Source organism: Chitinophaga pinensis (genome assembly GCF_007896845.1).
In the GTDB taxonomy this organism is placed as follows: domain Bacteria; phylum Bacteroidota; class Bacteroidia; order Chitinophagales; family Chitinophagaceae; genus Chitinophaga; species Chitinophaga pinensis_C.
In genome coordinates, this window is the sequence record NZ_VOHS01000002.1 from 31126 (window position 1) to 55629 (window position 24504).

General features: G+C 45.5%; 19 protein-coding genes. 5 read left to right on the forward strand and 14 right to left on the reverse strand.

Annotated elements, in window-relative coordinates; all coding sequences use genetic code 11:
* Positions 1 to 41: 41 nt before the first annotated feature.
* Genes FEF09_RS02095 through kduI form a run of 4 tightly spaced genes read right to left on the reverse strand, consistent with a single transcriptional unit; the run spans position 42 to position 3897 of the window.
* Positions 42 to 1106, reverse strand: a complete 1065-nt coding sequence (locus tag FEF09_RS02095) for a LacI family DNA-binding transcriptional regulator (RefSeq protein ID WP_146303437.1) — start codon at positions 1104 to 1106, stop codon at positions 42 to 44.
* A gap of 22 nt (positions 1107 to 1128) precedes the next feature.
* Positions 1129 to 1893 carry an SDR family oxidoreductase gene (locus tag FEF09_RS02100; protein ID WP_186774178.1) on the reverse strand — a complete coding sequence of 255 codons (765 nt, stop codon included), beginning with the start codon at positions 1891 to 1893 and terminating at the stop codon, positions 1129 to 1131.
* Positions 1894 to 1915: 22 nt separating this feature from the next.
* A complete protein-coding gene (locus tag FEF09_RS02105) occupies positions 1916 to 3055 on the reverse strand; it encodes a DUF4861 family protein (RefSeq protein WP_146303441.1) in 1140 nt (379 codons plus the stop codon).
* A 5-nt stretch (positions 3056 to 3060) separates the two neighbouring features.
* Entirely contained in the window at positions 3061 to 3897 is an 837-nt protein-coding gene (gene kduI / locus FEF09_RS02110; protein WP_146303443.1) for a 5-dehydro-4-deoxy-D-glucuronate isomerase, read from the reverse strand.
* A 273-nt stretch (positions 3898 to 4170) separates the two neighbouring features.
* Between kduI and FEF09_RS02115 the strand changes: the two genes are divergently transcribed.
* Positions 4171 to 5817 carry a UxaA family hydrolase gene (locus FEF09_RS02115; RefSeq protein ID WP_146303445.1) on the forward strand — a complete coding sequence of 549 codons (1647 nt, stop codon included), beginning with the start codon at positions 4171 to 4173 and terminating at the stop codon, positions 5815 to 5817.
* A 105-nt stretch (positions 5818 to 5922) separates the two neighbouring features.
* Here FEF09_RS02115 and FEF09_RS02120 read toward each other — a convergent pair whose 3' ends face one another.
* From FEF09_RS02120 to FEF09_RS02140, 5 genes are all read right to left on the reverse strand, one after another.
* Positions 5923 to 7278 carry an MFS transporter gene (locus FEF09_RS02120; protein WP_186774161.1) on the reverse strand — a complete coding sequence of 452 codons (1356 nt, stop codon included), beginning with the start codon at positions 7276 to 7278 and terminating at the stop codon, positions 5923 to 5925.
* A 227-nt stretch (positions 7279 to 7505) separates the two neighbouring features.
* Complete coding sequence (locus tag FEF09_RS02125; protein WP_146303449.1) at positions 7506 to 8168, reverse strand: bifunctional 4-hydroxy-2-oxoglutarate aldolase/2-dehydro-3-deoxy-phosphogluconate aldolase; 663 nt, start codon at positions 8166 to 8168, stop codon at positions 7506 to 7508.
* A gap of 2 nt (positions 8169 to 8170) precedes the next feature.
* Positions 8171 to 9169 (reverse strand): sugar kinase, encoded by a 999-nt coding sequence (locus FEF09_RS02130; RefSeq protein ID WP_146303451.1) that lies wholly within the window; start codon positions 9167 to 9169, stop codon positions 8171 to 8173.
* Between the two features lie 12 nt (positions 9170 to 9181).
* A complete protein-coding gene (gene uxaC / locus FEF09_RS02135; protein ID WP_146303453.1) occupies positions 9182 to 10576 on the reverse strand; it encodes a glucuronate isomerase in 1395 nt (464 codons plus the stop codon).
* A gap of 15 nt (positions 10577 to 10591) precedes the next feature.
* Positions 10592 to 12097: a tagaturonate reductase gene (locus tag FEF09_RS02140; protein WP_146303455.1), complete on the reverse strand. Its 1506-nt coding sequence runs from the start codon at positions 12095 to 12097 to the stop codon at positions 10592 to 10594.
* A 180-nt stretch (positions 12098 to 12277) separates the two neighbouring features.
* On the opposite strand from FEF09_RS02140, the gene mnmA reads away from it, so the two are divergent.
* On the forward strand, positions 12278 to 13378 hold the full coding sequence (gene mnmA / locus FEF09_RS02145) for a tRNA 2-thiouridine(34) synthase MnmA (RefSeq protein ID WP_012794398.1): 1101 nt from the start codon (positions 12278 to 12280) through the stop codon (positions 13376 to 13378).
* Between the two features lie 298 nt (positions 13379 to 13676).
* Here mnmA and FEF09_RS02150 read toward each other — a convergent pair whose 3' ends face one another.
* Positions 13677 to 13991 (reverse strand): hypothetical protein, encoded by a 315-nt coding sequence (locus FEF09_RS02150; protein ID WP_146303457.1) that lies wholly within the window; start codon positions 13989 to 13991, stop codon positions 13677 to 13679.
* Between the two features lie 78 nt (positions 13992 to 14069).
* On the opposite strand from FEF09_RS02150, the gene FEF09_RS02155 reads away from it, so the two are divergent.
* Complete coding sequence (locus FEF09_RS02155; protein WP_146303459.1) at positions 14070 to 14411, forward strand: DUF1801 domain-containing protein; 342 nt, start codon at positions 14070 to 14072, stop codon at positions 14409 to 14411.
* 9 nt (positions 14412 to 14420) lie between these two features.
* Here the strand turns inward: FEF09_RS02155 and FEF09_RS02160 are convergent, their stop codons facing one another.
* The 4 genes from FEF09_RS02160 to FEF09_RS02175 all read right to left on the reverse strand — a co-directional run bounded on the left by FEF09_RS02160 (position 14421) and on the right by FEF09_RS02175 (position 20991).
* Positions 14421 to 15311 carry a hypothetical protein gene (locus FEF09_RS02160; RefSeq protein WP_146303461.1) on the reverse strand — a complete coding sequence of 297 codons (891 nt, stop codon included), beginning with the start codon at positions 15309 to 15311 and terminating at the stop codon, positions 14421 to 14423.
* Positions 15312 to 15328: 17 nt separating this feature from the next.
* Positions 15329 to 16489 (reverse strand): RsmB/NOP family class I SAM-dependent RNA methyltransferase, encoded by a 1161-nt coding sequence (locus FEF09_RS02165; RefSeq protein WP_146303463.1) that lies wholly within the window; start codon positions 16487 to 16489, stop codon positions 15329 to 15331.
* A 106-nt stretch (positions 16490 to 16595) separates the two neighbouring features.
* Positions 16596 to 18173, reverse strand: coding sequence for a 2-oxoglutarate dehydrogenase complex dihydrolipoyllysine-residue succinyltransferase (odhB, locus tag FEF09_RS02170; RefSeq protein ID WP_146303465.1), 1578 nt, complete (start codon positions 18171 to 18173; stop codon positions 16596 to 16598).
* Positions 18174 to 18240: 67 nt separating this feature from the next.
* Positions 18241 to 20991, reverse strand: a complete 2751-nt coding sequence (locus FEF09_RS02175; RefSeq protein ID WP_146303467.1) for a 2-oxoglutarate dehydrogenase E1 component — start codon at positions 20989 to 20991, stop codon at positions 18241 to 18243.
* 316 nt (positions 20992 to 21307) lie between these two features.
* Between FEF09_RS02175 and rpsT the strand changes: the two genes are divergently transcribed.
* Together rpsT and FEF09_RS02185 are read left to right on the forward strand one after the other, a co-directional pair.
* Entirely contained in the window at positions 21308 to 21562 is a 255-nt protein-coding gene (gene rpsT, locus FEF09_RS02180; protein ID WP_089815682.1) for a 30S ribosomal protein S20, read from the forward strand.
* A gap of 1184 nt (positions 21563 to 22746) precedes the next feature.
* Positions 22747 to 24480, forward strand: a complete 1734-nt coding sequence (locus FEF09_RS02185) for a M14 family metallopeptidase (RefSeq protein ID WP_146303468.1) — start codon at positions 22747 to 22749, stop codon at positions 24478 to 24480.
* The last annotated feature ends 24 nt before the right edge of the window (positions 24481 to 24504 follow it).

The following is a 24504-nucleotide window of genomic DNA, read 5'->3' on the forward strand; positions in this document are numbered from 1 at the left end:
ATAAAAGAAAAGCAGGGCTGTTTATCAACAGCAACCCTGCTTTATTTTACTTTCTTTTTACCGCGTGTTTTGGTAGCCGCAACAGTTGCCGAAGATGCACGTTCTATCAGTTCGATAGGTACGATCTCTTCTGAATAGCGCTGTGGTGCGGATGCCGGTTGCTGCATCAGATCAAGTAATGCGGCTGCTACACGTTCTCCCATCAATGCCGGGAACTGATCTATTGATGTGATGGTAGGTGTACTGATTTCCGCGCGCGGGTCATTGGAATAACCTACGATCTTAATATCCTCCGGTACACGCAGATTCAGCTTGCGGCAATGCTCCAGAATAGCGATCGCAGTTGTATCATTCGCAGCAAATACACCATCCGGCCAGGGTTGTCTGGCAAAGATCTTTTCACATGCCTGTTGTGCATTTTCTTTCGTGAGCTCCTGATAGAACACACGCGATTTTTTGAACGGTATTTTATGTTTACGCAAGGCGTTTTTATATCCTGCTACGCGGTCTACATAAAGGCTACAGGTCAGTGGTCCGGAGATATGTACAATATCTTTACATCCTTTTTCTATCAGGTGTTCTGTTACTGTATATCCTCCGAGATAGTCATCTCCTCTCACCACTTTTGCCTGATAATCTTTTGGTACGCGGTCAAAGAACACCAATGGAATATTATTATCCTTGAAGATATCAAAGTGAGAGAAATCAGTTGTATATAATGTACTGGAAACAGCCAGTGCATCAATTCTGGTAGAATATAGTGTCTCTGCCAGCGCGATCTCCTGTTCAAGGGAATCATTAGATTGACAGATCAGCACATGATAGCCGTGTTCATACAGCTTGTTCTGGATAACGGTACTGATAGTAGCGGGAAAGAACATAGAAATACGGGGCACAACCAGTCCTATGGTCCGGCTCCTGCTGTTACGCAAACCTGCCGCCATTGCATTGGGGCGATACCCCAGCTTGTTCGCCATCTTCTTTACCTTTTCCTTTGTCTTGACGCTGATATTCGGATGATTGTTCAGCGCACGGGAAACGGTAGATATGGAGAGTTTCAGCTCTTCCGCAATGTCAACGATTGTCTTTTCAGTTCTTTTGCTCATAGATCAGTATAAAGGTGCTGTTTTAACGCCCCATCCATCCTCCGTCAACAGTCAGTATCGTGCCATGGATATAGTCAGCTGCTGCAGATGCGAGGAATACAACCGGTCCTTTGAAATCAGCCGGTTCTCCCCATCTGCCGGCAGGTATACGTTCCAATATGGAAGCACTGCGTTTTTCGTCTGCACGTAATGCAGCTGTATTATCAGTAGCGATATATCCCGGTGCAATTGCATTCACATTGATCCCCTTACCTGCCCATTCATTGGCGAAAGCCTTCACCAATGAACCTACGGCTCCTTTGCTGGCCGCATATCCGGGCACATTGATACCTCCCTGGAAGGTGAGTAGCGATGCTGTAAAGATAATCTTTCCGCTGCCTCGTGCGATCATTCCTTTGCCGATTTCACGGGTAAGAATAAACTGCGCATTCAGATTAATATTGATCACTTCATCCCAGTATTCGTCAGGATGTTCTGCTGCCGGTTTTCTGAGAATAGTACCGGCATTATTTACCAATATATCTACTACCGGATGGTTTGCATGTATCTCTTTCACAAAGGAGTAGAGCGCTTCCCGGTTACCCAGATCACACTGGTAACCGTAGAATTGCCTGCCTGTCGCCTTCACTGCTTTCTCTACTTCGCTGCCTTCCTTTTCCAGTGATGCGGATACCCCGATGACATCAGCACCTGCTTCCGCCAGCGCCACTGCCATGCCCATTCCAATACCTCTTTTGCACCCTGTTACCAGAGCGGTCTTACCTGTCAGATCAAAAGATTGTAAGATCATAAATAGCAATACGGTTTTACTAATTGATATTAATTTCCAATGGAGCAGCCTGTTTAGCAGCGAACGTCTGCAGATACGCAAACCATGCTGCCGCGCTGGTATACTGGCCTGCCTTATTCCATGCAGCACCGAAGTAATATACAAACGGCTGTTGTCCACCGACCTTCTCTATAGCCAGCAAATGCTGACCGGTAACTTTCATATGTCCTCTCTTCACAGGTACAACCAGCCCAAGACCAGTAATACCATCCGCACCATGCTCAGGTTCCCAATATCCTATTACGCCTGTCTTTTCGTCCAGCAGCAAGGTGCCGGGATCTGCGCGTTTTACAATACCTGCTGCTACCGGCAGACTATCCGCCTGTTGCAACGTATACGATACGCTCATTTTGTTTAACTGTGAGCCCGCATCGAGGGAGATCGTTTTGACCACAGCCACTGTCTTTCCATCTACCTGCCATGGTTCGTATCCCAGCTGGAAAGTACAGCGTAAGGGACCACTATCCAGCACTTTCCAGGTCCTGTAGTTCTTTGGAAAATAGAGGGAGTCATGCAGATAAGGTGCGATATCCCCACCACCCAGTGTCATGCCTACATGGTAATAATCCAGTCCTTGTCCGTTGTCATGATGATAGTCGTTCGTCTTGTACCACCTGTTCAATACCAGCTCAGGCGTACGTTTCGTCCAGACATCTATACCAGATGCGTTTTCTGCCGGGAATTTTTCCAGCGCCGCACCATACATACGAAAAGCGATCCGGTCATTTTCCCACGCAAAATCATCTTTACGTTCCGGAACATAACGTGCGTAAGTACGGGGCTTTACAACAGCCGGCTGACCAGCGACCGCCGTAAGTATAACACTGTTATTGGCGGGTACGCTTATCTGTACCAGTAGTAATTGTGGTTGAGGCGAGCCTTCATAGGCTATCTGATAAGGCACTTCTTTTCCTGTCTTTTTATTGATCAGTTTAAAGGCGCCTGTCAGTCCCTGCAGCTTTGTATAGGGAATCTCAACGATTTCCGCTGTACGTGCGATTGCAGAAGTATTTTTAATGGTAATGCTTACCGGAGCAGCTTTTCCATTATCCGTGGAACTGGCCAGCAGAGCGGAATGCCACATTCCTGCTGCCATTAACAGTAATAATATCCGCTTCATAATGATTATTTGAGATCAGGTATTGCGCATACGTCCATATCTCCATAATCCAGATTCTCGCCCGCCATACCCCAGATGAAAGTATAGTTGCTGGTACCGGCGCCGGAGTGAATAGACCATGGCGGAGAGATAATTGCCTGCTCGTTCTGCATCCAGACATGCCGGGTTTCCTGTGGCTGGCCCCAGAAATGGCAGACAGATTGCCCCTGTGGCACTTCGAAATAAAAATAGACTTCCATACGTCTGTCATGCGTATGTGCAGGCATGGTATTCCATACACTACCGGGCTTGAGTTCTGTCATACCCATCTGTAACTGGCAGGTAGGTAATACAGTACTGACAAGCAGTTTATTGATAGTACGATGATTAGAGGTTTCCATTGCTCCCAGTGTTACTACTTCCGCATCTTTACGGGTAACATGGCGGCTTGGGTATTCATGATGTGCAGGAGTTGAATTCAGGTAGAACTTTGCGGGAGCCACACTGTCTTTACTGCTGAAAGAGACTTCCTTCTTTCCTTTACCTACATACAGCGCTTCTTTAAAACCGATCTCAAAGGTTTCACCATCTACAGTTACCACGCCTGCGCCACCCACATTGATGATGCCCAATTCTCTCCTTTCCAGAAAATAAGCCGCCTTAAACTGGTCAGGAGCTGTGAGTTGTAATGCTTTGGTTACCGGGAAAATACCACCTGTGACAAAGCGGTCATAGTGACTATATACCAGTTTAATCTCATCCTGTACGAACAGCTGTTCAATCAATAGTTCCTTTCTGGTCTGGGCTGTATTCCAGCTCAGTACCTCCGCCGGACTGGAGGCGTACCTGGTTTCTGCAGTCATATTACGACATATTAGGTTTGGAAATGATAATAAATTATGGGGATGCTTGTATCAGTGCACCTTTTTCATAACCTGGATGAAAGATAGCGCTTAATGAGGAAAATTGCAAACGTTTGCATAAAATAGCGGCAAACCCGGAACTGCTAAACTTCTGCCGCTAAAATGTTTTAGCATTCAATGATACTATCCTGACCGTTTCAAAGGCAAAATCTTATCAAGGATTAAGATTTTAGTATTAACAGGAGGTAGTGTTATTTCATACTTTAGCTTATTATGAACACTTTTCTACAAATACATCCCGACGATAATGTACTCGTCGCCCTGCAGGACCTCCCACAGGGTACAGAAGTCGGTTTTAATGGTTCCACAATTACTTTACTCAAGGAAGTTCCCGCTAAGCATAAATTCATGATCTCCGACATACAAACCGGCGATCCTATTACTATGTACGGTGTACTCGTTGGTAAAGCGAATGCGCCTATCCTCAAAGGTGAGCTCATCACCACTGTCAATATCCAGCATGATGCAAACGCTTTTCACGAAAAAGAAGGTAGTATAGAATGGCAAAAACCTGATGTCAGCAAATGGAAAGACCGCACCTTTATGGGCTATCCGCGTAAAGACGGACAGGTAGGTACACGCAACTACTGGCTGGTAATCCCTATGGTATTCTGCGAAAACCGCAATGTCAGCGTTATCAAAACCGCCTTTGAAAAAGGATTGGGCTTCGCTCCTACCGAAGTGTACAATGATCAGGTACAAGACCTCGTATCACTGTACAAAAGCGGTGACCTGAATGCCATCAAAACATATAAAGCAACGCCTGTAACGGACAGTGCCAAACGTAACACTGTTTTCTCCAATATCGATGGGGTTAAATTCCTCATGCACGAAGGCGGCTGTGGTGGTACACGTCAGGATTCAGACGCACTATGCGCGCTGCTGGCCGGTTATATTCACCATCCAAACGTAGCTGGTGCAACCGTATTAAGTCTCGGTTGTCAGCATGCACAGGTATCTATCCTGAAAAATGCGTTGCAGAAACTGAATCCAGACTTTGACAAACCTGTATTGGTATTCGAACAACAGAAAAGTGCTTCAGAATTTGATATGTTGTCCGACGCTATCAGAGATACCTTCATGGCCCTGATCGAAGCTGATAAACAGCCTCGTCAGCCAAGTCCGCTGTCAAAACTGGTAATCGGTCTGGAATGTGGTGGTTCTGACGGCTTCTCCGGTATCTCCGCCAACCCTGCCGTAGGTCATACTTCCGACCTGATCGTTGCATTAGGTGGTGCTTCTATCCTCTCCGAGTTCCCTGAGCTTTGCGGTGTGGAACAGGAGCTGATCAACCGTTGCGTAGAAAAAGATACTTCTGATAAATTCATCCGTATCATGCGGGCGTATGAAAGTCAGGCGGAATCTGTAGGCTCCGGTTTCTACATGAATCCTTCTCCGGGCAATATCAAAGATGGTCTCATTACGGATGCTATCAAGTCCGCCGGCGCTGCCAAAAAAGGTGGTATCTCTCCTGTAGTAGATGTACTCGATTATACAGAATACGTTACCAAACCGGGTCTGAACCTCCTTTGCACACCCGGTAATGATGTAGAATCCACCTCAGCAGAAGTAGGCTCCGGTGCAAACATAGTTCTCTTCACCACAGGTCTGGGTACGCCTACCGGCAACCCTATCGCTCCTGTACTGAAACTGGCTACCAATACCAAACTGGCGAAACGCATGCCCGATATCATCGATATCAACACCGGTACTATCATCAGTGGCGAAAAGTCAATTGAAGAAATGGGTGAAGAGATCCTTGAATACGTTATCCAGACTGCCAGTGGTGAGGTAAAAACCAAAGCAGAACTGTTGAATCAGGATGACTTTATTCCGTGGAAACGGGGTGTTAGTCTTTAAGCTAAGGTTAAGCGTAATTAAGCATTAAATACTAACAGACATTCTCATAAATAAATAAAAAGGGCTCCTTGTCAATTGACAAGGAGCCCTTTTTATTTATTTATGTTAAAGCTTTACCTGCTCCATTTTCGGCGCAAATAAATGCATTATCAGCCACGCCAGCAGATACATCGATCCGCTTATTAAAAACAGGATATTATACCCTGTACCAATGTTTCCCTGCTCTTTATAATGGTCCAGCAGAAAACCCGCAAATATCGGAAACAGGCTACCACCAATGGAACCAGCCATCCCACCAATACCTACTACAGAACTTACCGCATGTTTAGGGAACATATCAGAAGCGGTGGTGAAGATATTGGCAGACCATGCCTGATGTGCGGCAGCTGCTAAACTGATCAGTCCTACCACTACCCATATATTATTTGTACTCTTTGCAAACATGATCGGTACCACGCAGATCGCAAATAACAGCATCGACGTTTTACGCGCCCTGAACACCGGCCAGCCTTTGTTGATCAGCCACGAAGAGAGATATCCGCCACCAATACTACCGACGGTTGTAGCGGTATAGATCACAAATAACTGTAAGTTAGGTTTCTTGAAATCGAGGTTGAAAGTAGTGGCAAAATAAGAAGGCAACCAGAACAGGAAGAACCACCAGATAGGGTCAGTCAGCAGTTTACCGAATACAAATGCCCATGTCTGTCGCACACCCAGCAGCTTAGACCAGCTGACACTCTTCTTTTCAGGTGGAGTGCTGGCAGCAGCTACAGCAGCAGGTGTAACTGGTTTTACGCCATCAGGAATTTCTCCGTCTGCCACTGTATGTACAGCATCATCGCTATGAATATGATCAAACTCTGCCTGTGTCAGTTTCTTGTGACGTGCCGGAATCTCATACATGAAGATCCAGAAGACCAGCCACACAAAACCTATAATACCGGTCCATATAAAGGCATGTTGCCAGCCATAGGTACCAGCCAGCCATGGAACTACTATCGGCGCCACTACGGCCCCTATATTAGCGCCGGAATTGAATATACCGGTAGCCAGTGCACGTTCCTTTTTAGGGAACCATTCTGCTACTGTTTTGATCGCTACAGGAAAGTTGCCGGATTCACCCAGTCCCAGTAATACACGTGCAATACCAAAACCCATGGTCGTCTTCGCCAGCGCATGTCCCATCGCAGCAAAACTCCATACCACAATAGATAAAATGTATCCCATTTTGGTACCGATCTTATCTACCAGACGGCCAAATACCAGCAAACCAACTGCATATGCAGCCGAAAATGCGGACATCATACCTCCGAAATCCTTCTCGGACCATTCAAACTGGTCTGATAATATAGGCTTTAACAAACCAATCACCTGCCGGTCTATATAGTTGATAGTGGTAGCAAAAAAGAGCAATGCACAAATGCTCCAGCGATATCTGCCAATTTTAGTGGAATCCATGCCTTTCATTTTGGAATTTATAAAGTGTTATCAATTTACAACACTCTGTCGAATAATGCAAACGTTTGCATATAATATTGCCTGCTATGCATTTTGCATATGTAGACTTTATTACAAACGTTGATAAATGATTACTAATTAAAAGTTGAGACCTTATTTCCTGCATCCGCCCAAACCAGCGCCCACAGGAAATAAATTAGTTAAAATGCCTGCTGCAAATGGGCTCATCAGGCAACTTCCTGAATCAGTTTCACCAGTCCGGTTAACTGTACTTTCAGCGCTGCCCAATCCTTCTTATCTATCAGCTCCTTATTCAGCAGATTGGAGCCCATTCCCACACATACTACGCCCGCATCCAGCCATGATTTTATACTCTCTTTAGTAGGCTCTACTCCTCCGGTCGGCATAAACTTCATCTTTGGAAATAAAGGCTTGATCGCTTTTACAAAACCGGGTCCTAATACATTTCCGGGAAACAGTTTTGTTAAAGGTGCTTCATATTTCTCTGCAATAGCAATTTCTGAAGGTGTCATACAACCGGGTATCCACACGATATTCTCTTCGCGGCAACTTTCCGCCACGCCTGCATCGATGATCGGACTTACAATAAAATCCGCTCCCTGTCGTGCAAACGCCTTTACATCTTCCGCTACCTTAATTGTACCTATTCCCAGATACATATCAGGCATGGTCAGTATTTTATGTTCGCGCATAGCGGTAAAATTGCGTTTTGCATTTTCACCACGGTTAGTAAATTCAAATACACGGATACCTGCATCATAACAGGCTTGTAACACCTGTATACATACGGCGGCATCATCATGATAAAATACCGGAATTGCTTTACTACGCTCAAATGCTGCAATGATCTCTGCTGCTGGTACTGCCATGTCTATATCAGTTTTAAGATGTCTGCTTTATCAGTTAAATTAAAATCTCCTTTCAGGAATAATTTGGACCATGCTGCTGCTGCCGCAAATGAAATCGTCTGCTGCGCATCCATTCCGCTTACCTGTCCATGTATCAGTCCTGCCATAAAACTATCTCCACTTCCCACACGATCTACTACCTCATTGGTTTCATATTGCTTTGATACTTTCAGTTCGCCGCCCTCATACCAGGTGGCATAATACAGATTATGTGTAAATGCATTGGAAAAACGGAACGTAAAGGCCACCTGTTTACAACGTGGGAACTTCTCTGTAATTTCTTTGGCTACAGATGCAGCTTCTGCCAGATAAGTCTCCTTCGTCGCCGTTTCCAGTGCCACCGTATTTAATGCGGTATCCAGCATCTGATGTGAGGCCCAGATATTGCCCATCACCACGTCACAATATTGTACCAGTTCCGGCATTACAGCAAATGGCTGTTTACCGTACTGCCACAGCTTACTACGATAGTTCAGATCTGTGGATATCTTCAGCCCTTTTCGGGATGCTGCTTCCAGTATTTCTTTACAGATCACGGCCGTATTTTCATTCAATGCGGGTGTCAATGCGCTCCAATGAAACCATTCAGCGTCACCCAGCAGACTACCCCAATCCACGGTACCCGGTTCCAGCTGACTGAAAGAAGAATATTTTCTGTCATACACCACACCTGCATTCTTCAGGTCAGTGCCTTGTTCCAGATAATAAATGCCAATGCGGTCACCGCCTTTCAACATACGGTCTGTCGCTACACCCAGCGATTCCAGCTGTTCAAGCACCTGTGTGGCAATACCATTGTCAGGCGCTTTACTGATATAAGCTACCGGTGTGCCCCAACGTGCGAGTGCTGCGGCCACATTGGCTTCTGCACCACCTACATACAGGGCTGCGCTGTGATTGTTCCACTCCGGTGACAAGCGCAATAATATTTCTCCAAACGAAATAACTTTAACTGGCTTCATGCTTTGTAGGGTCTAAAATCCGAAATACGATCTGGCATTATTGTAACTGATGTCCTGCACCATTTTGCCCAGCCATTTAATATCTGCCGGCAGTTCTCCGTTCTCGACATCATTACCGATGAGGTTACACAAAATACGGCGAAAATATTCATGACGGGAATAAGAAAGAAAACTTCTCGAATCAGTCAGCATCCCTACGAATCTGCTGAGTAAGCCCATATTGCTCAGGGTATTTATCTGCTTTTCCATGCCATCTTTCTGGTCGAGGAACCACCAGCCGGAGCCAAACTGCATCTTACCGGGTACAGTGCCATCCTGAAAATTACCAATCATCGTTGCGAATACTTCATTGTATGCAGGATTCAGATTGTATACCACTGTCTTTGCCAGTTTATCCACTTTATCCAGTCTGTCAAAAAATACAGACATCGCCTGTGCGACCTGCCAGTCACCGATTGAATCCACACCCGCATCTGCTCCTATCCGGCTCAGCAAACGGCTGTTATTATTCCTGATAGCACCTATATGGAACTGTTGTACCCAACCACGCTCGTGATGCCATTCGCAGATAAAATGTAATGTTCCTGCTTTGAATGCGTCTGCTTCTTCCGGTGTGAGTGTCTGTCCTTTACGCAATTTTGCATAAGCGACATTCAGGCTTTCTGCTGTAAAATTTCCTGCATAAAAAGTACTCAGTCCATGATCTGCCAGACGGCCGCCATTTGCATGAAAGTAATCATGCCGGTTACGCAGCGCAGCAATAAACTGTGCATAAGTATCTGTGTTCATTCCGGCAGCCGTACCCAGTTTATCTGCATAAGCATTAAAACCAGCTACATCTTCTACGCCGATCGCCTTATCCGGTCTGAAAGTAGGCAATACGCGTACTTTGAAACCAGACTGACTGATCGCTTTATGATATTCCAGTGTATCACAGGGATCATCTGTGGTACACAATGTGTCAACCTTAAAATGCTGCAACAGTGCCTGAGTAGTCCATTTTGGTAACTGTTCCTGACAATGCTGATATATCTCTCCGGCACTATCACCGTTGAGCAGCTGTTTTACACCAAATGGATTCAGCAGTTCCATATGCGTCCAGTGATACAGTGGATTACGCATCGTATAAGGCACCGTTTCTGCCCATCGTCTGAACTTTGTATAATCATCCGCCGGACCGGTAATATCTTCTTCTGCAACTCCGTTTGCACGCATAGCACGCCACTTATAATGGTCGCCTTTCAGCCACATGGCAGTCAGATTTTCAAACTGACGGTTACTGGCTATTTCATCAGGAGGCAGATGATTATGATAGTCGATGACAGGCATCTCTTTGGCATAATCGTGGAATAACTGTCTGGCTGTTTCTGTCTGCAACAGAAAGTCAGCATCTAAGAATTGTTTCATAAACGTTCTGGTTCCTTATAATACTTTACTGTAGCTATCTGCATACGACTTCACTCCTTCCTGTAACATACCCTGCAGATGCGCGGATACGGCATCTGTAAAACCTGTTATCTGCGAAAGGTCGGCTTCCCATAAACGCTGATCTGCACTGATGGCCTGTACCATCTCCGCGATAGCGTCTCCCCCTCTGCCGGTTACCTGTGACCAGTACTCCGCAAAGATGGCGATATTATCATCCGTAATGGTATAGTATTCATCTCCCCGTTGTCCGGAGTATTGTCCCTTATCCAGTTTCTCCGGCCGCAGGAACAGCAGCATCGCCGCAAATCCCAGACACATACTGGCCGGCAATGACTGAAATTTCTCATAGTAACGCACGATCGTTTTCACATTCCTTGCATTCATTTTCATGCTTTCCTGAAAGGTAATACTCAGCAGTTTATGCGCAATATTCGGATTGGCAAAACGATCGAGTACATCTTCTGCGAATGCAGGCGCCTGCGGACAAATATCCTTTATCGTCGGTAAGATCTCTTCGAGTATAACGGTACGGAAAAAGGAGCGCATATTCGCATCTTCCATACATTCCAGTACGATGTTCAATCCGCTCAGATAGCCCAGCGGTACGGATATCGTATGACTCCCATTGAGGATACGCAGCTTCTGCTCCCTGAACGGTGTAATATCTTTGGCTATCAGCATCCTGTTGTCTGTCTGATGGAAGCCCAGTACCTCCTTCACCCTTTCATCCCCTTCTATTGCCCATAAGAGGTAAGGCTCGGTATCTATCCACAGTCCGTCTGTATAACCTGCTTTTTCTTCCAGTGCCGCCAGTTCCTTCGGTTTCCCCGGCACAATCCTGTCTACCAGAGAACTACAGAAATGATTATCTTCCGCTATCCATTGCAGAAAAGTAGCCGGCAGACGGTTATAAGCCGCCAGTTTCAGCACTATTTCCTTCAGCAGCTGGCCGTTATTCACCACCAGTTCTGTCGGTACGATGACAAACCCGGTATGAGAGGCCCCTTTAAAGTACTGGAAACGCTCCCAGAGCACTGCCAGCAGTTTTCCGGGGAATGAGGACGGTACGCCGTCTATTTTCTCGGCTACATATTGTATCCCTACTTCTGTAGTATTCGAGATGATGGTCTGTAATGCCGGCTGCCGGACAGCCAGTAATATCTGTTCCCAGTCTGCATTCGATTGCAGAACCCGGCTAATAGAAGCATTGATCAGTACCTGATTCACCAGTTCTCCCTGAGAAACACCTTTTATATTGGTCGTGAACAGGTTATCCTGTTTGCTGAACTCCGTCGTATCCCCTCCGGTGGACTTTACCACCACGATCCTACCCTGATAAACACCCTGTTTATTGGCCTTATCTACCAGATAATCCACCAGGCCTCTCAGCAAAACACCTGTTCCGAACTGTAAAATTCTTTCTGGAAACTCGAAATAGCGCTCTGACACCCCCAAGTCCGGATGCTTCAATACATGAGCCTTATTTAAAATAGGTAACATATTAGGTTTTTTAATAAACGCAGAACTCTGATCACTAAATATAAAACGAATCCCTGATAGTCCATAACCATTACTCAATACTCCTGAAAGATTTCCTCTTTCCGATTCGTGTCATAATATCCCCTTCAGGGAGGTGTCTCGACTAATTTCTGTAATTTTGCGCACTTAATATTATTAACAATGAGCAGACATGGTAAAGTTCTGGTAGCAATGAGCGGCGGTATAGATAGTACCGTTACCGCCCTGATGCTGCATGAACAAGGGTATGAAGTGGTGGGTATCACCATGAAAACCTGGGACTACGCATCTGCCGGCTCCAGCAAGAAAGAAACCGGGTGCTGTAACCTGGATTCCTTTAATGATGCCCGTGCAGCCGCCGTACACCACGGTTTTCCGCACTTCGTGCTCGATATCAGAGACGAGTTCGGGGATTTTGTTATTAATAACTTTGTTGACGAATACATAGCAGGCCGCACGCCCAATCCTTGCGTTCTGTGCAATACCCATATTAAATGGCGTGCGCTGATGAAGCGTGCCGACGCCATGGACTGTGCCTTTATTGCAACAGGACACTACGCGCAGATAAGAGAGCAGGATGGCCGCCATATACTCAGCAAAGGTATTGATGACCTGAAAGATCAGAGCTACGTATTATGGGGTTTACAGCAGGACGTGCTGGCCCGTACAATACTTCCTTTAGGACAATATCGTAAAACTGAAATCCGCCAGATGGCGTTTGACTTCGGTTATCCGGAACTGGCGAAAAAAGCAGAGAGCTATGAGATCTGTTTTGTGCCGGACAATGACTACCGCGGGTTCCTGAAACGTAAAGTAGATGGCCTTGAAGAACAGGTGAACGGTGGTAACTTCGTACTCAGAGACGGGACTATCGTTGGTCATCATAAAGGTTATCCTTTCTATACTATCGGTCAGCGTAAAGGTCTGGACATCGCGTTGGGCCGGCCGGTATTTGTGACGGAAATCATTCCGGAAACTAACACCGTTGTATTGGGGAATGAAGATGAGCTTAACAGAAATGAAATGACTGTTGCTGGTCTGAACATGATCAAATACGATCATATTCCTGAGGGGATGGAAGCCATCACTAAAATCCGTTATAAGGATAAAGGTGCGTTGAGTAACCTGTATAACGTTGATGGCAAAGTGAAGGTGAACTTCTATGAACATGTGAAGGGAATTGCTCCCGGTCAGTCAGCTGTTTTCTATGAAGGTGATGATGTGATCGCAGGTGGTATTATCCAGAGAGCTGTAACGCTTTAATGCGTTAACTATAATTTTAAAAGCCTGTCCGCTGAGTGGTGGACAGGCTTTTTTCATTTAGTTGTAGTTGATTGAATTGCGAATACAGTAATTCTAATTGTGTATAACTGCTGCTTCAATTAAGTTGGGCTGCTTCCGGCAATGGCAGTATGGGCTGGATGGCTGTAGTTCTTTGAAGCTCCATCTGCCATTGCCTTTCTTACAGTCGGAAGCCTGAAATAATGATGGTAGTTGAAATAGGGATATGCGTACGGTATATTCGGAATCTGTTTGCAATTGCTGATTACGGCTTCATGCTTTATTTCAGATTAGGTTCATCGCCTTTAGCGCTTTCTACGGCATCTCCAAATGCCTCCCGGAACTGCATTACACTCTCTCTCCTGTCTTTCCATGTTTTAGAATTAACAACCAGTTCGTCTGCGGCGGATATTGATAATTTCAATTTTCTTACCAGCAATGCGGTAGCTTCCATCTGAGAGAATCCTGCTTCCCTCATTTTTGATAGCACGATATCGATATCGAATGGTGATCCCATGCGGGCTGCTTCAAAAACGGCTTCCATCTCTTTGGTGATTAATTCATCCATTGGACCATATCTTAATATAGGTATCATACTTTCAACTTTATTATTTCTAAATTTACGAAGTTATTACCTCTATTATTACCTCTATTATACCTCAATTAGCACCCCATGAACGCATTAGAGAACTTTTATGAACAACAGCAGGAACCCATTAAAAGCTGTCTGCTTGCTTTACGGAGTATCATTCTCGATCAGCATAAAGACATTACTGCGACATGGAAATATGGCATGCCTGTCTTTTGTTACAAAGGCAAAATGCTATGCTATCTGTGGATACATAAAAAGCATAAAGTGCCTTATCTGGGTATTGTAAAAGGGAAGGATTTCGATGAACCTTTTCTTATACAGGAAGCCCGTGCACGTATGAAAATTATGTTACTGAATCCTGATGAAGATCTTCCTTTACAAACAATAGAAAAGATTATTCAGAAAGCAATTACGCTATATTAAGCGGCAGGCCTAATTATACACAATCTTCCTCGTTGTTACCGACTTCCAGCCCTTGCCCAATTGCTCTTCTGTCTTACTCGTCCAGTTACCTTTATTGTCGTAGATATAGGCGGTATTAAAACTGGCTTTCAGATTCACGCTGTCTGCCTTTGCTGCTGTATTGTCGTTTCTATGATATTGCTTCCATACAATGTTGTTGCCTTTTTCATTATACTGCAGCGACAACTTATAGTTCACCGTATCAGCTTCCTGCTCTACTCTTTGTGTCAGTTGACAGGCGGGATTGTATTGTTCTATGATGGTTTTCCACGGCATCTCCACAGGCATGATATGTCTGGATACTTCCAGCGGACCACCCTTTTCGGTGATAGTGATGAATTCCTTTCTGTCTCCCGGCTGACGCGTGATCCAGATGGAATCTCCTTTAGGACTGTACTTATATTTACTGCTGCTTTCGATACTATAGAAACGATTTACTTTTTCAATACGTCTGCCATTGGCATCGTACATGAACTTATCCGTGTTGTAGGTACTGTGATGATCAGAGTAGATCAGTGCCTGTATCCTGCCGGCGCTATCATAGCGGATCGTTAGCGTGTCATGCTGCATTCTGCGTGTGGCAACCGCTATCTGGTGTAAGCGGCCATCACGGAAAAGGTATTCACGGGAGATCGTATCCTTGTAGGTATAATCGCTGGCTTTGGTTTCGGTATAAGTCTTCTCTGAGATATGCGAAACAGTTCCCTCCAGTTGCTCCGGACGAAAAACAGTGGTAATATCTTCATCAAGGAGTTGCGCAGTAATCACTGCGATCCTGTCTTTTTTCTCTACTGTTACTTTAGATGTGGTGGTTGATTTACATGCTGCCAATACCGGCAACAACCATAACAATCTTCTCATAGGGCAATTTAAGCGTTTTATTGCTTTATCAGTTTCACGGCAAACATAGAGTCCGCCCGATGTTCATAACCGGCTATTACGCCTCCTTCCTGCCTTTTCAGGCCGCTTTCTTTTTCGAGGAATGTCACTACGTCTTCATTCTCCTGATGGAATACGGAACAGGTGATATACACCAGTGTACCGCCCGGCTTCAGTAAGTGTACAATATTCGACGCAATCTTCTGTTGCAGCTGCTGATAGGTTGTAATCTGCTTTTCGGTAAAGAATGACATGTTTTCCGGCGTACGTCCCCAGGTACCGGAACCAGAGCAGGGTGCATCCAGTATAATATGATCAAAACGACGGTCTTTGATAGCGGATGTAGTCACCGGTGCCGTCAGATCCATTACAATACTTTCATACTGCCGGATACCTGCTTCTTTAAAACGTTGATGCAGGTTCTGGATAATACTGGCTCTTACATCACTGACCAGTAGTTTCACACCGGGTTGCTGATCCAGTAAGAGGATAGATTTTCCACCGCTGGCAGCACAACTATCCCACCAGAGTTCTCCTGCTTTTGGATGGAACAAAGCGCCTACTTTCTGCGAAGAGGCATCCTGTATTTCATACCAGCTTTTATCAGTAATAACTGTATCTATTTTGGTACTGTTAGGCAATGCGATCGTATCCTCGCCAATAGCGGTGTGAGCAATGCCGGCTTTTTCCAGCTGACGTAGAATGGCGGACTGCCGGTTATGTCGTGTTCTGATGAACAGATCCGGCTGTATAAAAAAGGAACGGTTGAAAGCAGCGCTGTCAATATCTGCGGATAATGCAGCCGTGAATGGAAATACAGTGGTGGCAGCTGTGATACCGAGAAAGTCCAGTTTATCTGTTATCGGCAGACTTACCTTTTCATTCAGCTCCGGACGGAAAAACTGTAACAGATCACTACCTGTTGTTTCGCAGAGGAATGTGCCCAGCAGGATCCTTTCTGCCATACTTTTTTCCTGCTGCCACAGATGGCCGAGACGGTAGTACTGGTACACCAGTTGAGATATCTGACGGCGATCACGACTACCCATGTAAGGATGCTGTTTAAAGAATCCTTTCAGGAAATGATGTAAAGGCAGACTCCCATCATAGCTCACGATGATCTTTTCTGCGGAGGCGATATAATTTTCCCAGCGGGTCATATTTGGAGGATGCGAAAGTATCAAAAAGCGAAACGCTTAACGCGATTGGCAATAAGGCAATCAGGCGTTAAGCGTTTCGCATTATGCGTTCCGCGTTTAGCGTTAATTAGAGTTTCAGTAATGCTTTCAGTGGATCTTTACCGAACAGTAACTGCTCAGGGCTTTCCAGCATTTCTTTCACACGTACCAGGAAGCTTACAGACTCACGACCATCAATGATACGGTGGTCATAGCTGAGTGCCAGATACATCATCGGACGGATCACTACCTGTCCGTTAACAGCCATCGGGCGTTCCTGAATTTTGTGCATACCCAGAATAGCAGACTGCGGGATGTTGATGATCGGAGTACTCATCAGGGAACCGAATACACCACCGTTGGTGATGGTGAAGGTACCACCGGTCATTTCATCCATCGTGAGTTTATTGTCACGGGCTTTAGTAGCCAGTTCAACCACTTTCTTCTCGATCTGCGCCATATCAAGGCTTTCAGCGTTGCGGATCACCGGTACAACCAGACCTTTCGGTGCAGATACTGCGATAGATACATCACAGTAGTCGTGGAATACCAGTTCTTCGCCATCGATATATGCATTCACGGAAGGGAATTCCTTCAGTGCGAAACAAACCGCTTTGGTGAAGAAGCTCATGAAGCCCAGATTCACCTCGTGTTGTTTCTTAAAGATCTCTTTGTATTTAGCACGCAGTTCCATGATCGCTGTCATATCTACCTCGTTGAAGGTAGTCAGCATCGCGGTGGTGTTTTTCGCTTCTACCAGACGGCGGGAAACGGTCTTACGCAGGTTGCTCATTTTCTCACGGCGTTCTCCGCGGGTGAACATTTCCTGACCGATAGCCACACCCGGGTTCTGCAGCGCAGCAAAAACATCATCTTTCATGATTTTGCCATGAGCGCCTGTACCCTTGATAGAGGACGGATCTACGTGTTTGTCAGCAATAACTGCAGCAGCTACCGGACTAGCTTTCACATCGTTCGGGATAGCGGTTACAGGTGCCTGTTGTGCCTGTGGAGCAGCGGCCTGTGGAGTCGCAGCCGGAGCAGCTGCTGCTGCCGGTTGTGCTTTACCCGCAGGACGTCCTACACTGGTATCTATTTTTGCGATAGGATCACCTACCTTTAATACATCTCCTTCTTTACCTAAAGTCTGTAATGCACCAGCTTCTTCTGCGTTCAGTTCGAAAGTAGCTTTTTCAGATTCCAGTTCGCAGATCACTTCATCACGTTCTACAAACTCACCATCTTTCTTCAGCCACTTGATCAATGTCACTTCGCTGATGGATTCGCCCACAGTAGGCACTTTCATCTCAATCGTTCCTTTGTTCACCGCTGGCGCTGCAGGAGCTTCTGCCGCTGGTGCCGGTGTTTCTGCCACTGGAGCTGCGGGTGCAGCAGCCGGTGCTGGTGCAGATCCTCCTGCCGGAGCAGCAGCATCTGTATCAATTGAACAAGCGATATCGCCTACTTTTAAAGTAGCGCCTTCCGGAGCCAGTATTTTCAGGACCCCTGCTTTTTCTGCATTCAGTTCAAAGGTGGCTTTTTCAGATTCCATTTCACAGATCACCTCATCCTGCTGTACATAATCTCCGTCTTTCTTCAACCACTTTGCAATTGTTACCTCGCTAATAGATTCTCCTACCGTAGGAACTTTGATTTCGATAGCCATATTTCTAATTTCTGTGTGCAATCAATGTTTAAAAGTGAAAACGCGCTTCACTTGATTCTCAATTCGTCTAAATGTTAAATGCAGTTTCGATGATCTCCAGCTGCTCTCTTGCGTGAACTTTCGCAAAACCTGTTGCAGTAGCTGCACTTGGGTTGCGGCTGATCACACCGTAGTTGATCTGTTTCAGGTTCATCTGCAGATAAGATGCAGCACCCATGTTCAGCGGCTCTTCCTGTACCCAGAACCATGTAGCAGCTTTGTACTTCTGGTTCAGTGCTTCCAGTTGTGTAACCGGCAGCGGATACAGTTGCTCCAGTCTTACGATGGCAACATCTTTTCTGTTTTCTTTCTGCTGTTTTTCACTCAGATCAAAATACATCTTACCAGTACACAGCAATACTTTTTTCACTTTAGACGGATCATCTACGAATTCATCATCCAGTACTTCTTTAAATCCACCTTCAGTGAATGCTGAAATTGGTGAATAAGAACCTACGTGCCTTAAGTTGGCTTTCGGTGCGAAGTTAACCAGTGGCTTACGGAACGGCCATGTCAGCTGACGACGCAGTGCATGGAAGAAGTTAGCCGATGTGGTAATATTCGTAACGATCATATTGTATTCAGCACATGCCTGCAGGAATCTTTCCGGACGGGCATTGGAGTGGTCAGGTCCACCACCTTCGTAACCGTGTGGCAGTAACATTACCAGACCATTCTGTGTTGTCCATTTCTGTTCTGCACTGCTTACATACTGGTCGATCACTGTCTGGGCGCCGTTGGCAAAGTCACCATATTGTGCTTCCCACAGTACCAGTGTGTTCGGATTAGCCATTGCATAACCATATTCAAAACCAAGTACCGCAAATTCACTCAGCAGGGAGTTGTAGATACGGAACTGACCTTGTTTGTCCTGCAATGAACCCAGTCTGCTATAAGTAGCGTTGGTGTTCTCATCAAACAGGATAGCGTGACGGTGAGAGAAAGTACCTCTCTTTACGTCTTCACCACTCATACGCACGTCTTTGCCTTCAGCCAGCAGACTTGCATATGCCATCAGCTCACCGGTTGCCCAGTCCAGCTTACCTTCTGTTTCGAACAGTTTTATTTTATCCTGTAACAGTTTTTCCACTTTACGCAATGGCACAAATTCTTTTGGCCATTCCATCAGTTTACCGAACAGGCGTCTTACTTCTTCTTCTTTGATGGCAGTTACCGGAGACTGCTCAAAATCTTCCGGCTGGGACTTGCGCAATGCAGCCCACCATTCTTCAGGTTTCTGGTAGTGGTAAGGCAGCGGATTCTGTCTTACTTCATCCAGACGTTCCTGCAGATTAGCCCAGAAGCTCTTCTCCATTTCCTTCGCCAGTTCCTGTACTTCCACTTCACCTGCCTGCAGCAGTTTCTGGGTGTACACCTCGCGAGGGTTAGGATGTTTATCAATCAGTGCATACAGGCTTGGTTGGGTGAACTTAGGTTCGTCACCTTCGTTATGGCCATGTTTACGGTAGCACAGTAAGTCGATGAAGATATCGGAGTTGAATTCTTGTCTGTAACGGGCAGCGATTTCAGCTACTTTTACCACTGCTTCCGCATCGTCGCCATTCACATGGAATACAGGCGCCTGTACGGTTGAAGCGATACTGGTACAATAGTCAGAAGAACGTGCATCGTCAAAGTCGGTAGTGAAACCGATCTGGTTATTGATCACCAGGTGCATTGTACCACCGGTGTAGTAACCTTTCAGGTTGCTCATCTGAAGGAGCTCATATATTACACCTTGTCCTGCTACAGCGGCATCACCGTGAATCAGGATAGGCAGTATTTTATCGTAGTCGCTACCATAGATAACGTCCGCTTTACTGCGGGCAAAACCTGTCACCAGCGGGTCCACCACTTCCAGATGGGAAGGGTTAGGCAGCAGCTGCAGGTTTACGTTTTTACCAGACGGCGTTGTAACAATGGAACGGAAACCCAGATGGTATTTCACGTCACCACTACCCATCGTCAGGTCAGGTACTGCATGACCTTCAAACTCATTGAAGATCTGCTCATACGTTTTACCGAGAATATTAGCCAATACGTTCAGACGGCCGCGGTGCGCCATACCGATCACTGCTTCCTGTACGCCTGCGTCAGCAGCAGTGTTGATAATGGTGTCCAGCGCAGGGATGGTGTTTTCACCACCTTCCAGACCGAAACGTTTCTGACCGATGTATTTTGTGTGAAGGAATTTTTCAAACATTACACCCTGATTCAGTTTGAGCAGGATGCGTTTTTTGCTGTCCAGTGTAGTGGGCTGCTGGAAAGTGGTTTCCATTTCTTTCTGTAACCACTCGACCTTTTTAGCGTCGTTGATATATGTGAATTCTAATCCGACTGCCGCAGCATATACCTGCTTCAGGCGGTTCACGATATTTTCCAGGGAGGTCTTACCCAATCCCAGGACCTGACCGGCATAGAATTCAGTTTTCAGATCTGCCTCACCAAGGCCATAAAAAGAAATATCCAGGTTGGCTTGCCTATCCTTCCTTTCACGGATAGGATTCGTCTTAGAGATCAGATGCCCCTTTTTACGGTAGGCCTGTATCAGTCTGTAAACATTGAGTTCCTTTGTTAACTGATCACTGCTCACCGGTAAACCGGCGCCCGCCGCTCCCGGCGCTCCTGCTTTTCCATTAACGTTATTTACCGCAAAGTCAAATCCTTCAAAAAACTTGCTCCATTCCGGGTCTACTGCGCCAGGGTCTTTACGGTAATCCTGGTATAAAGATTCAATGTAGGCAGGATGTGAGTTGGTAACAAATGAGAAGTCCTTCATTTACAACGAGTTTTGCTAAAGCTTCGATTCAAATTGCTATTCTGTTGAATGCCCCTTATATAATATATGGGATTGCAAATATCGTTGCTTTTTTGTGAAAGAAAAACGGAAAAATAGTGAAGGTTTAAAGCTTAATCCGAAACACTTAAGCTACAATTCTTATATTAACTGGTTTTTACCTGATTTTAACGACTTTTCACTAATTTTACAGGCACTCAGCAAGGGATGTGATCAAATATTCAGGGTAATTTCCTTTTTATTTGTTTTCTATGGAAGTAATTCCTACCTTTGCCGTCCGAAACTTGAAATTTAAACAATGGCAAACCATAAAGCAACGAAAAAAGACGTACGTCAGAGCAGAAAACGGAATGAGCGTAACCGTTACTACGGTAAAACTACCCGTAATGCTATCCGTGATCTGAAGAAATTGACTGAAAAAGCGGCTGCTGACGAGAAGTTGTCTGATGTGATCTCTATGATCGACAAGTTGGCTAAACGTAATGTTATTCATAAAAATAAAGCAGCCAACCTGAAGAGCAAACTTTCTAAGAAAGTAAACGCTATCGCGTAAGCGCTTTAGTCTGAAAATAATTGATACAACAGGCTCTTCCTGCAAACAGGAAGGGCTTTTTGTTGTCTGTATAAGTGCGATCTGAGAACTGCCTTGGATTGTCCGGATTTATGTGCTCCCGAAAGAGTACTGCTTTTACAGACTATTTCACAGGTAGCCCGGACGTAACCTCTTACGTATCCAATATTCAGGAAATAGTAATGATAAGAGATGAGCCTGTCAGATCTGGCAATTACTTGCTCCTTCAAAAATGCTGAAGATCAGCTTAATTGCCCACGGATAGTCACGGCTGACAGATCCGTATTTAGTACTTATCCAGTTCAATGGTCTTCAACAGGTTATCTGTATCAAGTCCACCTCACCTCCACCCTACTTACACATCAGCTTCCCCTCAACAGCCCCGCAGCCTTCGTGCTCTTACTCCTCAGATACCACCATCTACCGCCATTTCTGCACAATCCACTGACTACCAAATATCAGCTTCGCCTCAGCAGCCCCGCAGCCTCCCTGCTTTCATTCCTCAGATACCACCATCCCGCAATTCTCACATAATCCCTTTATCACCAAATATCAGCTTCTCCTCAGTAGCCCCGCAGCCTCCCTGCTCTCATTTCTCAGATACCACCGTCTGCCGCCATTTCTGCACAATCAACTGACCACCAAATAGATGCATTTCTTACAGGCAAAACATTATTCCTTGTTCCACGAAGGTTCCACAGTTGCTTTGCAGCATGTTTCACAAGCGTTCCACACATGTTCCACACAAGCACAACAATAGTTTCACGAGGGTTCCACGTTTGTTCCACAAAGGTTCCACAACAAGAAAAGATGTATGCCTGATAATATTCCTCAGATATATCCATGCTAACAATACTGTCATCCATCTACATCATCTTCCCCTAATTTGCATCGAAATCACCTCCCCTCCCCTTATTTCATCTTCAGTTTATTCCCTGCTTAATATCTATTATCCTACGTTAATCCTACGTTCATAAACGTAGGATTAACGTAGGATAATAAAAGAAAGACCAATATCCAACCGGCACTTTATGACCCTAAAAATCCGTTTTTATACTCTTTCTTTCTTCAGAAGTATGAAATAACTTTACTGTCTGGTAAAAATTCAGCAGATCATTCTCTGAATATTATTAATTAAACAAAATCACAATACGTGTATTATTTAGATGAAAAAACTCTTCCATATCGCCGTAATGCTCTTGTGCTGCTATTCCGTAGAAGCACAAAACCTGACCACCCGTTTTGAAAAAACACAGGGGCAGGAAACGGCAACCTATGCTGAATGCATCTCCTACTATCAACAGCTTGACAAACGTTTTCCACAAATACAGATGAAGGAAATGGGGAATACCGATGCCGGACTGCCCTTACATCTGGTGATCTACTCTCCTTCCGGAGACTTCAATTTTACCAGCCTTCGTCAGAAAAATAAACGTATCATACTGGTTAACAACGGTATCCACTCCGGAGAACCAGACGGTATCGACGCATCCATGCTATTATTGCGTGATCTTGCTCTGGGTAAAAAGAAACTCCCGGATAATATCGTACTGGCTGTCATTCCGGTCTATAACATTGGTGGCGCACTGAACCGCAGCACTGATTACCGCGTTGATCAAAACGGTCCGGCTGCTTTTGGTTCCCGAGGCAATGCCCGCAACTATGACCTGAACCGTGACTTTATTAAAGCCGACTCCCGCAACGCCCGCTCCTTTCAGCAGATCTATCAGCTGACTGATCCGGATGTATTCATCGACAACCATGTCAGCAACGGAGCCGACTATCAACATATCATGACGCTGTTATCCACAGAGCACAACAAAATGGGCGGCGTTATGGGCAATTTTCTGCATAAGGAATTTGAACCCGGCATCTACCGGCTGATGAAAGAAAAGGGATATGACCTTGTACCCTACGTCAATCACTTTGGCGAAACACCGGAAAACGGTTGGATCACCTATGCTGACGGGCCACGTTATTCCAGCGGTTATACCACCCTTTTCCACACTTTCGGTTTCGTACCCGAAACACATATGCTGAAGCCTTATCCACAAAGGGTACAGGCAACCTACGCACTGATGGAATCATTTATCAGTTTCGTAAGTCAGCACAGCGAAGAGATCAAAACCCTGCGTGCGCAGACAAAAGAACTGGAAAAAACGCAGGAGCGCTTTCCTCTGGAATGGAATGTGGATACCACCCACTACAGCATGATCAACTTCAAAGGATATGCAGCGATACACAAACCAAGCGACATCTCCGGAGAACCGCGTCTGTTCTACGATCGTAGTAAACCTTTTGAAAAACAGGTAAAGTTTTACGACAATGTAGTGGCTGGCAATTTCATCCAGAAACCGGAAGCATACATCATTCCGCAAGGCTGGTGGAATGTACTTGATCTCCTGAAAAATAACGCGGTACAAATGCGACGCCTCCCGCAGGATACAACCCTGCTGGTTGAAACTTATCATATAGCTGACTACAAAACAGCACAACGTCCTTATGAAGGTCATTACCTGCATAGTGGTGTAAAACTGACTGTTACCAAAGACAGTATCCATTTCCGCAAAGGCGACTATTACATTCCCATGAATCAGGTAGCCAACCGTTATCTGATGGAAACTCTGGAACCAACCGGTGGAGATTCTTTCTTTGCATGGAACTTCTTCGATCCTATTCTGGCGCGTAAAGAAGGTTATTCGCCTTATGTATTTGAAGATATCGCAGCAGCATACCTGCAATCCAATCCTGCACTACAGGAAGAAATGAAACAGAAGAGAGCCGCAGACAGCAGCTTTGCAAAAAGTGGAGAAGCACAGTTGAGATATGTGTATGAACATTCGCCCTATGCGGAGCCGGGATATATGAGATATCCGGTGTTCAGGATAGTAAAGCATTAAACATAGTGATGTGGTGAAAAGAAC

Coding starts and splice junctions, on each gene's coding strand:
- FEF09_RS02095 (WP_146303437.1), bottom strand. CDS start 1,106: ATGAGCAAAAGAACTGAAAAGACAATCGTTGACATTGCGGAAGAGCTG.
- FEF09_RS02105 (WP_146303441.1), bottom strand. CDS start 3,055: ATGAAGCGGATATTATTACTGTTAATGGCAGCAGGAATGTGGCATTCC.
- kduI (WP_146303443.1), bottom strand. CDS start 3,897: ATGACTGCAGAAACCAGGTACGCCTCCAGTCCGGCGGAGGTACTGAGC.
- FEF09_RS02115 (WP_146303445.1), top strand. CDS start 4,171: ATGAACACTTTTCTACAAATACATCCCGACGATAATGTACTCGTCGCC.
- FEF09_RS02120 (WP_186774161.1), bottom strand. CDS start 7,278: ATGGATTCCACTAAAATTGGCAGATATCGCTGGAGCATTTGTGCATTG.
- FEF09_RS02125 (WP_146303449.1), bottom strand. CDS start 8,168: ATGGCAGTACCAGCAGCAGAGATCATTGCAGCATTTGAGCGTAGTAAA.
- FEF09_RS02130 (WP_146303451.1), bottom strand. CDS start 9,169: ATGAAGCCAGTTAAAGTTATTTCGTTTGGAGAAATATTATTGCGCTTG.
- uxaC (WP_146303453.1), bottom strand. CDS start 10,576: ATGAAACAATTCTTAGATGCTGACTTTCTGTTGCAGACAGAAACAGCC.
- FEF09_RS02140 (WP_146303455.1), bottom strand. CDS start 12,097: ATGTTACCTATTTTAAATAAGGCTCATGTATTGAAGCATCCGGACTTG.
- mnmA (WP_012794398.1), top strand. CDS start 12,278: ATGAGCAGACATGGTAAAGTTCTGGTAGCAATGAGCGGCGGTATAGAT.
- FEF09_RS02150 (WP_146303457.1), bottom strand. CDS start 13,991: ATGATACCTATATTAAGATATGGTCCAATGGATGAATTAATCACCAAA.
- FEF09_RS02155 (WP_146303459.1), top strand. CDS start 14,070: ATGAACGCATTAGAGAACTTTTATGAACAACAGCAGGAACCCATTAAA.
- FEF09_RS02160 (WP_146303461.1), bottom strand. CDS start 15,311: ATGAGAAGATTGTTATGGTTGTTGCCGGTATTGGCAGCATGTAAATCA.
- FEF09_RS02165 (WP_146303463.1), bottom strand. CDS start 16,489: ATGACCCGCTGGGAAAATTATATCGCCTCCGCAGAAAAGATCATCGTG.
- odhB (WP_146303465.1), bottom strand. CDS start 18,173: ATGGCTATCGAAATCAAAGTTCCTACGGTAGGAGAATCTATTAGCGAG.
- FEF09_RS02175 (WP_146303467.1), bottom strand. CDS start 20,991: ATGAAGGACTTCTCATTTGTTACCAACTCACATCCTGCCTACATTGAA.
- rpsT (WP_089815682.1), top strand. CDS start 21,308: ATGGCAAACCATAAAGCAACGAAAAAAGACGTACGTCAGAGCAGAAAA.
- FEF09_RS02185 (WP_146303468.1), top strand. CDS start 22,747: ATGAAAAAACTCTTCCATATCGCCGTAATGCTCTTGTGCTGCTATTCC.